The sequence below is a fragment of the Arthrobacter sp. 2YAF22_2 genome (genome assembly GCF_052114645.1).
In the GTDB taxonomy this organism is placed as follows: domain Bacteria; phylum Actinomycetota; class Actinomycetes; order Actinomycetales; family Micrococcaceae; genus Arthrobacter.
Genome location: NZ_JBFRFD010000069.1, coordinates 1 through 9848, shown reverse-complemented (window position 1 = coordinate 9848; position 9848 = coordinate 1). Strand labels below are relative to the sequence as shown.

Sequence of the window (9848 nt, the reverse complement as noted above, 5' to 3'; positions counted from 1 at the left end):
CCACGTCGCGCACGGTGGCGGCGCCGGATTCGACGGCACCGGTGCAGGACATATCGCCAACGGTCCGGTAGCGGACGGTCTTGGTGATGACTTCCTCGTCGTCGCGCGGCTGGGACACGTCGCCCACKGCRCGCCACATGCCRTCKCGGGMGAAGACTTCGCGCTCGTGGGCGTAGTACAGGCCCGGCAGCTCGATGCTCTCGCGCTCGATGTAACGCCAGACGCCCAGCTCCGTCCAGTTGCTGATCGGGAACGCCCGGACGTGCTGGCCCACGGTGTGCCGGCCGTTGTAGAGGTTCCACAGTTCGGGGCGCTGGTTGCGCGGGTCCCACTGGCCGAATTCGTCGCGCAGGCTCAGGATGCGCTCCTTGGCCCGGGCTTTGTCCTCGTCCCGSCGGCCGCCGCCGAAGACGGCRTCGAACTTGTTGCGCTGGATCGCRTCCAGCARCGGGACGGTCTGCAGCGGGTTSCGGGTKCCGTCSGCACGCTCTGCCAGCTCGCCCGAATCGAGGAACTCCTGGACCGACCCGACGACGAGTTTCAGTCCCAGCCGTTCCACGGTCCGGTCGCGGAACTCGAGGACCTCGGGGAAGTTGTGTCCGGTGTCCACGTGCAACACCGGGAACGGCACCTTCCCCGGCCAGAAGGCCTTGGTAGCCAGGTGCAGCATCACCACGGAATCCTTGCCGCCGGAAAACAGCAGCGCAGGCTTCTCAAACTCGGCAACAACCTCGCGGATGATATGGATAGCTTCGGATTCCAAAGTATCCAAAGACGACAGGCGGGCCGGGGAGCTCAGGCGGGCATCCGCCGTCGACCCCGATGCCGCCCAGGGAGTGGCATCTAAGGCATCGGCCGAGGGACCCGACGCGAGCTTGCGAGCGTTGGGAAGGCCGCTGCCGCTGTCGGAGCGGGACGCGATGCTGCTTGCAGCATCGCCGTCCCGCGCAGGGGCGGGGGCGGCATCTGCCGTGGAGGCGGTGGTGACCGTCGCCGTCGTGCTCAAGTTGCTCATACGTGTAGTCCGCATTCTGTCTTGTCGGTTCCTGCCCAGCGTCCGGCGCGGGGATCTTCCCCGGGCGCGACCTTGCGGGTGCAGGGCTGGCAGCCGATGGAGGGGTAGCCCTGTGAAAGCAGCGGATTGACGGGCAGGAGGTTGTCCTCGGAATACTGCACCAGCTGGTCAAAGGTCCAGGCCGCGACCGGGTTGACCTTGACCAGGCCGTTCGCGTCGTCCCAGGTGACCAGCGGGGTGTTGGTGCGGGTGGGGGCTTCGTCACGGCGGACGCCGGTGAACCAGAGCTCGTAGCCGGCCAGGGTCCGGCGCAGGGGCGCCACCTTGCGCAGCGCGCAGCACTGCGCGGGGTCGCGGGCGAAGAGGTCCTTGCCCAGGAGCCGGTCCTGCTGCTCCACGGTGGCCTCCGGCAGCACGTCGACGACGTTGACGCGCAGGTTCGCGGCGACCTCGTCGCGCGTGGCGCGGGTTTCCGGGAAGTGGTAGCCGGTTTCCAGGAAGAGGACGTCGACGCCGGGGAGCTGGTCCGCGACGAGTGCCGGGAGAACGGCGTCTGCCATGGAGCACGCGACGGCGACGGCGGGCACCTCGAAGTTGCGCGCCGCCCAGGCGATCACCTCTCCGGCCGGGGCGTCCCAGCCGAGCTCGGCGGCCCCGGCGTCGGCGAGGGCCTTGAGCTGGTCGTGGGTGCGGAGTGCAACGGTCACTGGAGATCACCTTCCTCTGCGGCGAACGCCCACTCGGCGAAGTTCTGGCCTTCGGAGCGGTCCGCGACGAACTTCCGAATTACGCGTTCCACGTAGTCGGGCAGGTCGTCGGCTGTGACCTTGAGTCCGCGGACGGTGCGGCCCAGGCCCGCCTCCTCGCGGCTCTCGGACGCCAGGCCGCCGCCGAGGTGGACCTGGAAACCCGGGGTGGGGTCGCCGTCGGGCGTGGGAAGCATCATGCCTTTGAGGCCGATGTCCGCGGTCTGGATCCGGGCGCAGGAGTTGGGGCAGCCGTTGATGTGCAGCGAGAGGGCCTGCGGCAGCTGCTGGCTCTCGGCAAGGTCGGCAAGGCGGCGTTCCAGTTCGGCGATGGCCGTGGCGGCCGTGACCTTGGTCTCGACGATGGCGAGTTTGCAATATTCGATTCCGGTGCAGGCGATGGTGCCGCGGCGGAACACGGAGGGCCGGGCGGAGAGGCCCAGCGCGTCGAGGTCGGCCACGAGGGGATCCACCTGCTCCTTCGGCACGTCGAGGACCACGAGCTTCTGGTGCGGGGTGGTCCGCAGTCGCTTCGAGCCGCGGGCCTCCAGAGTGTCCGCGAGCCGGACCAGCTGACCGCCGGAAAGCCGGCCGGCCACCGGAGTGGCCCCGATGAAGAACTTTCCGTCCTTCTGTTCGTGCACGCCGATGTGGTCGCCCGGGGTGGAGGGCTTGGGCGCTGCGGGGCCGTCGAAGAGTTTGTAGCCGAGGTATTCGTCCTCGAGGACCTGCCGGAACTTCACCGGGCCCCAGTCGGCCAGCAGGAACTTCAGSCGGGCCTTGGTGCGCATCCGACGGTAGCCGTAGTCGCGGAAGATGCTGGTGACGCCGAGCCAGACGTCGGCGGCCTGGTCCGGGCGAACGAAGGCGCCGAGCCGCTTGCCCAGCATGGGGTTGGTGGAGAGCGCACCGCCGACCCAGAGGTCRTAGCCGRSKCCGAGTTCGGGGTGGACCAKGCCCACCAGGSCGAMGTCGTTGATCTCGTGGACSACRTCCTGGCTGGGGTGGCCGGTGATGGCCGTCTTGAACTTGCGCGGCAGGTTGGCGAGCTCCGGGTCGCCGATGAAGCGCTCGGCGAGCTCGTTGATCAGCGGAGTCGGGTCGATGATCTCGTCCTTGGCGATGCCGGCCACCGGGGAGCCGAGGATGACGCGGGGGACGTCGCCGCAAGCTTCGGTGGTGGACAGGCCCACTGCTTCGAGCCGGCGCCAGATCTCCGGCACGTCCTCGACCCGGATCCAGTGCAGCTGGATGTTTTGCCGGTCTGTGAGGTCGGCGGAGCCCCGGGCGAAGTCCACTGAGATCTGACCGATGACGCGCAGCTGTTCGGTGCTGAGGGCGCCGCCATCGATCCGGACGCGGAGCATGAAGTACTTGTCTTCGAGTTCGTGGGGCTCAAGGGTCGCGGTCTTGCCGCCGTCGATCCCGGGCTTGCGCTGGGTGTAGAGACCCCACCAGCGGAAGCGGCCGTGCAGGTCGGTGCCGTCGATCGAGCCGAAGCCGTGCTTGGAATAGACCGTCTCGATGCGTTCCCGGACGTTGAGGCCGTTGTCTTCCTGTTTCCAGGTTTCGTTGGCGTTCAGCGGCGCGGTGCCGTCCACCTTCCACTGCCCGTGTGGCTTGGCCGCGGGACGGGCGGGTCGTTTGGCGCGGCCTGCGGCAGCCTGGTCCGGGTACGCGCCGGCTAGAACTGTATCAGTCATGGATCGACTGTAGGGTGCCCGCAATGGCGTCACCAAGGATCAGAAACGCGGGGTCACCTAGGGCAACATTTCGTCATGAAGTGCCGGCGGCGACTGCAGCGTCGTACCGCGCCAGCGCAATTTCGGCGAGCACCGGGGAGGGCAGCAGCGGCGCCGTGACCAGGTCCGCGCCCGCCTTGGCAAGCTCGTCGTGGAAGAAGCCGGGGGCCAGAAGGTAGGAGGCGATCACCACGCGGCCGCCCAGGTCCACGGCCCCGGCCGACCGTCCCGCGCCCGCGCCCCCAGCCGCCTCCGCGCGAAGCATGGCAACCGCTTCGGGCACCGACGGCTTCGCCGAGGCGCCGTAGGCGGCGACGATCCGGTTGGAACGGAGCGCGCGCAGCTGGCCCGCGAGTTCCTCGACGTTCTCCGCGGCGGTTGCGTCGGAGGAACCCGCCCCGGCGAGGATCACGGCGTCGTTGTCGTTCACGCCGGCTTTACGCAGCCGCTGGTCCAGCAGCGCCGCGAGCCGCGGATCGGGGCCCAGCGGCGCCGCGGCGAGGGTGCCCGGCCGGCCGTTCACGGCCCGGGCGATGTCCACCTTGACGTGGTACCCGACACTCAGCAGCAGCGGCACGACGACGGCGGATTCCCCGGCCTGGAGCCCTGCCACGACGGCCGTCAGGTCCGGGTCCTGGACGTCGACGTAGGCCTCCCGGACGTCGAGGTCGGGACGCAGGGCGGCGAGTCCGGCACGCAGTGCGTTGACCTCCGCCGCCCCTTGGGAGCTGGATGTCCCGTGGGCGCAGGCGATCAGGATAGGGCTATTCATAGCTGTTAGCGTAGCGTTGGACCCGCCCCATCCGCCCTCCAGAAATCGACCGGGAAACCCATGACCTTCTCATTCAGCGCCGTGCTGGTCTGGCTGGACTTGTCTGGCGTCTTTTTCTTCGCGGTCTCCGGTTCGCTGCTCGCGGCGCGGAAGCAATTCGACGTCGTCGGTTCGCTGCTGCTCGCGGCGATGGTCGGCCTGGGCGGTGGCATCATGCGCGACATCATCATCAACGCCGGTCCGCCCGCGGCGTTTACCGACCCCGCCTATCTGGTCCCACCGCTGCTGGCCGCCGTCCTGGTGTTCTTCCTGTTCTCCAGCGTCCAGCGCTTCACCTCGTTGCTTTTCCTGTTCGACGCCGGTGGCCTTGCCCTCTTCTGCATCACGGGAAGCCTGAAGGCGCTCGCGGCGGGCATGAACGCGGCGGCCGCGATCCTGCTCGGCGCCGGCACTGCGGTGGGTGGCGGACTGCTGCGGGACATCACCGCCAACGAGATCCCACAACTTTTCGACCCCAAAGATCTCTATGCCGTGCCGGCCTTTGCCGGGGCCGCGGTGACGGTTGTGCTGTCCGTCACCGGCTCCTTCAACGCAGTAACGGGGGGCGCGGTGGCGGCTGCGGTTTTCGCGTTCCGGGTCACGTCCCGGCGGCGTCACTGGCATGTGCCGCTCGCGGTCCGCGGCTGGCACCGCCGGAGTGCGGACGCGGCCGAAAGCGGACCTCAGGATTAGCTAGGATGTGAACCATGACTGACATGTTCCTCGAGAAGTTCCGCGCGCTAGTTCCGAAGTATCTCGAAGACGAATGGCAGGAAGAAGACGGTCTGCCGGCGGACGAGTTGGATGCCGCCCTCGCCGAGCACCAATTCGAGATCCCGCTGGTGCTGCGGGAGTTTTACCTGGCTCTCGGCGGCTGCGAGGACCTCATGGAGGCCTACCACTACTTCTGGGATCCCGAGGAGCTCGAAGTCGACGACGAAGGCTTCCTGATGTTCCTTGAGGACGAGGAAGAGCAGTTCACTTGGGGCTTCCGCGTGGGCGACCTCAGCGTCCCGGACCCGATCGTGTACCGCCGCAACAACGCCAGGGCCCAGTGGAAGAGCGAGGAAGGCACCTTCTCCGAGTTCGTCTTCGACATGTTCGAGTGGGCCTTCAACGACGAGGACGAGGACTAGGCACCCCCAGGCTTCCTCCTACCCGCCGCGGCCGTGTTCCGGCTACCCGGCTACCCGCCGCGGCCGTGTTCCGCGGAAGCTACCCACCTTCGGCGGCGCGGGCCGGCGTGTCTGCGGGCCGGCGGTACCACGACACGTACCAGACCACACCTCGGCGGAATGGGGGCACTTTGACACAGACACGCCGCCATCCGGGACGGAGACTGGCGGCCCGACACTCATAGCCGCCCCCGACGGCGGTCTCCCCTTACAGTCGGAGGTCACCGCGACGCCACATCGCCAGCACGGCCTTCACCTCAGCCACCATCCGCTCCGGGTGATGGACGACGTCGTCGTAGCCGTACCGAAGCACCAGGTAGCCGCCAACCATGGCCGCGTTGTTGCGACGACGGTCCTTCTTCACCTGCTGCGGCTCCAGATGTGTGGCACCGTCGGTCTCCACCACGATGCAGTCCTCCACCAGGAAGTCCACTTCCCCAACGCCTGCGATCTCGACATGCCTGCGTAGCTGCAATCCGGCCCTGCGGAAGGCCACATTCGCAAGGACCTCGAGCACCGAATCCGCCCGCGGAACTAGTAGGTCAAGGATTCCTCTGGCCCGGCCGTTTCGGTTGCCGGCGAGCGCGCTTCGGAGGAAGTCCGCGCTGATCTCTCCCCTACCAACGGCGCACTGCAGCATCGCGATCGCCTCAAGTTCTGGCAGACAACGCGCGGCGTGGATCAGGACGTCGGCAAGTCCGGCGACAGGCAGGAATGGATGGCGGGGATGCCTGCAGCATCCGTGTGCCACCGAACCGGGCGGCGTCGGACGATGCCCGACCCACAAATGGAGGCGTTGTGCTGGCGCCAAAGTCCACAAGCCGTAGCTCGGGGCGGCCGAGAGGCAGGTCAGGAGTCCGCCTGCCTCCCGCGCTGCCCGGTAAGGGCTGGAATCCTCCGGCAGCACGTAAAGCCCTCGGCGGATCCTCGCCAAGCTGCCCACGGCCACGGCCGCAGCTATTCGGTGGCGGCTGAATCCGGCACGGCCAAGTTCAACGGCAGTGGCAGTTCCACCCCGACTGGCCAGGAAATTGAGAACAGTCATTCCGTCACTGTGCCTTGTCGTCGATCCGCCGCGCCCACGCACTCCGCGCCATGTGGACAACGCCTTCCCGGGACCCTATGGCACGGACACGCCGCGGCGAAGCCTGTGAGGCACCCCGACGCAGCTCAAAACGCCCCTAAACCGCGCGAACAACCCACGGCGGACACATGAATCCAACCCGGCTCTTCACTCCCGCGCCGGCCAAACAACGCCGTCCGGGGCACTATGGCTCAGACACGCCGCGGCGAAGCCTGTGGAGCACCCCGACACAGCTCAAAACGCCCCTATACCGCGCAAACAACCCACGGCGGACACATGAATCCAGCCCGGCTCTTCACTCCGCGCCATGTGGACAACGCCGTCCGGGGGCACTATGGCTCAGACACGCCGCGGCGAAGCCTGTGAGGCACCCCGACGCAGCTCAAAACGCCCCTAAACCGCGCGAACAACCCACGGGCGGACACATGAATCCAGCCCGGCTCTTCACTCCCGCGCCGAGCGCCAGACCGACCCGGCCGGTGCCGGTCTAAGCTGGGGAAACTCCGCCAGGGACAAGCCCCGCGCCGCCGTGACATCCAATTTACAAAATTGCTAGACAACATGACACAACTGTCATAGTCTTGTTACGGGTTCACTAAATGCCTCCGGTGAATCTGATGCGAACGGAGAAATGGCCCCGGTTCCGCACAACGGATGACTCGTTACGTTGTGAGGAACCGGGGCCATTCCGTTTAACTTCAGACGGTAAGGACCGGTGCCGGCTACCGCGGACGGCGCCGAAGAGCCGACGGATACCCTAGCTGCTGCGGTCCACCACGGCGCGCGCGAAGCTGGTCAGCGAATCCTTGACGACGCCCTCGGGCAGCGGGGCGAGGGCTGCAATGGCTTCGTCGGCCCAGGCCCGCGCCACCGTCCAGGACTCCGCGGTGACAGGGTGTTCACGCAGCCCGGCGACGGCAGCGGCGAGGGCCTCATCCGAGCTGAGGTCGCCGTCGATCAGCTGCAGCAGCCTGACGGCGGACTCGTCGCCGTCGGCCGCGGCCTTGCGCAGCAACAGCACCGGCAGGGTAGGGACTCCCTCGCGCAGGTCGGTGCCGGGCGACTTGCCGGACTTCACCTTGACGCCGGTGACGTCGATGACGTCGTCGGCGAGCTGGAAGGCGACGCCGACCTTCTCGCCGTACTCGACCAGCAGCGCCTCGTAGGCCGGGTCGGCGTTGGAGAAGATCGCGCCGAGCTGGCCGGATGCCGCCACGAGCGAGCCGGTCTTGTCCGCGATCACGGAGAGGTAGTGCTCCACCGGATCCTCGTCCGGACGGGGCCCCACCGTCTCGTGCAGCTGGCCCAGGCAGAGCCGCTCGAAGGTGCGCGCCTGGATGCCCAGGGCGCGGGCCCCGAGCTCGGAGACCAGGATCGAGGCTCGGGCGAAGATCAGGTCACCGGTCAACACGGCCACCGAGTTGCCCCAGACCTCGTGCGCGGTGGGAGCGCCGCGGCGGAACGGTGCGGAGTCCATCACGTCGTCGTGGTACAGCGTGGCCAGGTGGGTCAGTTCGACGACGACGGCGGCCTGCACCACCGCCGGCAGCGAGGCGTCACCGAGGTGGGCGCAGAGCAGGGCCAGCAGCGGCCGGATGCGCTTGCCGCCGGCTTCGACGAGGTGCCGCGACGTTGCGTCGGCCAGCGGATCGGAGTTGGCGATGGCCTCGCGCAGCTTCTTCTCCACGCGCGCCAGGTTGGTGGTGATTGCCGGGCCGAGATCGGGGTCCCCGGCGATGGCTGCGAATCCGGCCGGCAGCTGGAGGCCGGTAGCGATCGCGGTGGTGTTGAGGCTGGGTTCAGCGCTCGGCAGGCCGTGTCCGGCGTGCGTCCAGCTTTGGTCTGCAGAGTTGGTCACGGGTTAACCCTAACTTGTTGCGGAGTCCGCGGAATTGAGGCTGAAACGGGCCGGGTATTCGAGGTGGCAGGGACCAGGGCTTCCAGGACTCGGATCATCCGGTCCTCGATCCCCCTGGCCGAAGGATCGGTCAGGTTGGCCAGCAGCCGGACGACGAACTTCATCAGCACCGGAAGGGGCATCCCGGTCCGGAGCGCCAGTTTCATCACGGCGGGCCTGCCGATCACGGCGGCAAAGGCGCGCCCCAGGGTGAAGTGGGAGCCCCACTGCCCCCGGACAAAGTCCGCGTAGCCGGCCAAATGCGCGTCGGCGTCGGCCCCGGTCCAGCCGGCCGAGGCAGAGCGCGCCGCCGTGTCGATGATGAACTCGGCCGCGAAGCGGGCGGACTCCATGGCGTAGGAGATGCCCTCGCCGTTGAACGGGGACACCATGCCGCCGGCGTCGCCGAGCAGCAACAGCCCCGGCGAATAGTGCGGGGTCCGGTTGAAGCCCATGGGCAGCGCCGCGCCGCGGATGTCGCCGACTTGGTTCGCCGGGGTGAAGCCCCACTCGGCGGGCATCGCGGCGGTCCATTCGCGCAGGACCTGCTTGTAGTCCAGCTTGCCGAATTCCTTAGAGGAGTTCAGGATGCCGAGGCCCACGTTGGAGGTGCCGTCGCCGACGCCGAAGACCCAGCCGTAGCCGGGCAGCAGCTTGCCGTCCCGGCCGGGGAGCTCCAGCCAGCCTTCCATCCAGTCGTCATCGTGCCGCGGGCTGGTGAAGTAGGTGCGCACGGCCACGCCCAGTGGACGGTCATCGCGCTTCTGGATCCCGAGCGAGACGGCGGTGCGGCTGGAGTTGCCGTCGGCGGCGAGGACGACGTCGGCGGCAAAGTCGCGCGTCTCCCCCGTCTTGCGGCCGGACCCGCCCAGGAGCGCTGCGCGGACACCGGTCACGCGGCCGTCTTCGGACCGCAGGGCTTCAGTGACGCTGTGGCGTTCAAGCACGACGGCGCCCGCSGACTGGGCGTGCCGGGCCAGTTCCTCGTCGAACCCCAGGCGGGTCCGGATCAGCCCGTATTGCGGGAAGTCGGAGACCTCGGGCCAGGGAAGTTCGACCGTGCGGCCGCCGGCGATGAGCCGCAGGCCCTTGTTCCGCCGCCAGCCGTCGGCTTCGGGGTGCGGCAGCCCGAGTTTTTGGATCTCGCGGACCGCGCGCGGAGTGAGCCCGTCGCCGCAGACCTTCTCCCGCGGAAAACTCGTCTTTTCCAGCACAGTGACATCAAGGCCGGCCTGGGCAAGGTAAAACGCGGCGGTGGATCCGGCCGGCCCCGCCCCGACGATCAGTACTTTCACGGCAGCTGTCAGCTAGCGCTCGGGCCGGGTGATGTTGCGGCGCAGCTTGGCCACGGGACCGGTGTGGTGCGCCAGTGCTGCAG

At 68.1% G+C, this 9848-nt stretch carries 9 protein-coding genes and 1 pseudogene; 2 read left to right on the top strand and 8 right to left on the bottom strand.

Features of this window, described 5'->3' with window-relative positions:
• The 4 genes from cysD to AB4Y86_RS04730 form a co-directional block, all read right to left on the bottom strand.
• Nucleotides 1-1015 (bottom strand): sulfate adenylyltransferase subunit CysD (gene cysD / locus AB4Y86_RS04745; protein ID WP_441400550.1); only part of this gene is annotated, 1015 nt, incomplete at its 3' end.
• A complete protein-coding gene (locus AB4Y86_RS04740; RefSeq protein ID WP_441400548.1) occupies nt 1012-1722 on the bottom strand; it encodes a phosphoadenylyl-sulfate reductase in 711 nt (236 codons plus the stop codon). The genes cysD and AB4Y86_RS04740, both read right to left, overlap by 4 nt.
• Complete coding sequence (locus AB4Y86_RS04735) at nt 1719-3464, bottom strand: nitrite/sulfite reductase (protein WP_441400546.1); 1746 nt, start codon at nt 3462-3464, stop codon at nt 1719-1721. The genes AB4Y86_RS04740 and AB4Y86_RS04735 overlap by 4 nt, the downstream gene beginning before the upstream one ends.
• A gap of 73 nt (nt 3465-3537) precedes the next feature.
• Complete coding sequence (locus tag AB4Y86_RS04730; RefSeq protein ID WP_441400544.1) at nt 3538-4275, bottom strand: sirohydrochlorin chelatase; 738 nt, start codon at nt 4273-4275, stop codon at nt 3538-3540.
• A gap of 60 nt (nt 4276-4335) precedes the next feature.
• Here AB4Y86_RS04730 and AB4Y86_RS04725 point away from each other — a divergent pair, with 60 nt between their 5' ends.
• Both AB4Y86_RS04725 and AB4Y86_RS04720 read left to right on the top strand, forming a co-directional pair.
• Nucleotides 4336-5007, top strand: a complete 672-nt coding sequence (locus AB4Y86_RS04725) for a trimeric intracellular cation channel family protein (protein WP_441400542.1) — start codon at nt 4336-4338, stop codon at nt 5005-5007.
• A 14-nt stretch (nt 5008-5021) separates the two neighbouring features.
• Nucleotides 5022-5450 carry a hypothetical protein gene (locus AB4Y86_RS04720; protein WP_441400540.1) on the top strand — a complete coding sequence of 143 codons (429 nt, stop codon included), beginning with the start codon at nt 5022-5024 and terminating at the stop codon, nt 5448-5450.
• A gap of 247 nt (nt 5451-5697) precedes the next feature.
• Here the strand turns inward: AB4Y86_RS04720 and AB4Y86_RS04715 are convergent, their stop codons facing one another.
• The 4 genes and pseudogenes from AB4Y86_RS04715 to AB4Y86_RS04700 form a co-directional block, all read right to left on the bottom strand.
• Nucleotides 5698-6129, bottom strand: coding sequence for an endonuclease domain-containing protein (locus AB4Y86_RS04715; protein WP_441400552.1), 432 nt, complete (start codon nt 6127-6129; stop codon nt 5698-5700).
• Nucleotides 6130-6447: 318 nt separating this feature from the next.
• A pseudogene (locus AB4Y86_RS04710) lies at nt 6448-6534 on the bottom strand (hypothetical protein); the annotation flags it as partial.
• 796 nt (nt 6535-7330) lie between these two features.
• On the bottom strand, nt 7331-8431 hold the full coding sequence (locus tag AB4Y86_RS04705; protein WP_441400538.1) for a polyprenyl synthetase family protein: 1101 nt from the start codon (nt 8429-8431) through the stop codon (nt 7331-7333).
• Nucleotides 8428-9765, bottom strand: coding sequence for a geranylgeranyl reductase family protein (locus AB4Y86_RS04700; RefSeq protein WP_441400536.1), 1338 nt, complete (start codon nt 9763-9765; stop codon nt 8428-8430). The genes AB4Y86_RS04705 and AB4Y86_RS04700 overlap by 4 nt, the downstream gene beginning before the upstream one ends.
• Between the last annotated feature and the right edge of the window lie 83 nt (nt 9766-9848).

Coding starts and splice junctions, on each gene's coding strand:
- AB4Y86_RS04725 (WP_441400542.1), top strand. CDS start 4,336: ATGACCTTCTCATTCAGCGCCGTGCTGGTCTGGCTGGACTTGTCTGGC.
- AB4Y86_RS04715 (WP_441400552.1), bottom strand. CDS start 6,129: ATGCTGCAGTGCGCCGTTGGTAGGGGAGAGATCAGCGCGGACTTCCTC.
- AB4Y86_RS04730 (WP_441400544.1), bottom strand. CDS start 4,275: ATGAATAGCCCTATCCTGATCGCCTGCGCCCACGGGACATCCAGCTCC.
- AB4Y86_RS04720 (WP_441400540.1), top strand. CDS start 5,022: ATGACTGACATGTTCCTCGAGAAGTTCCGCGCGCTAGTTCCGAAGTAT.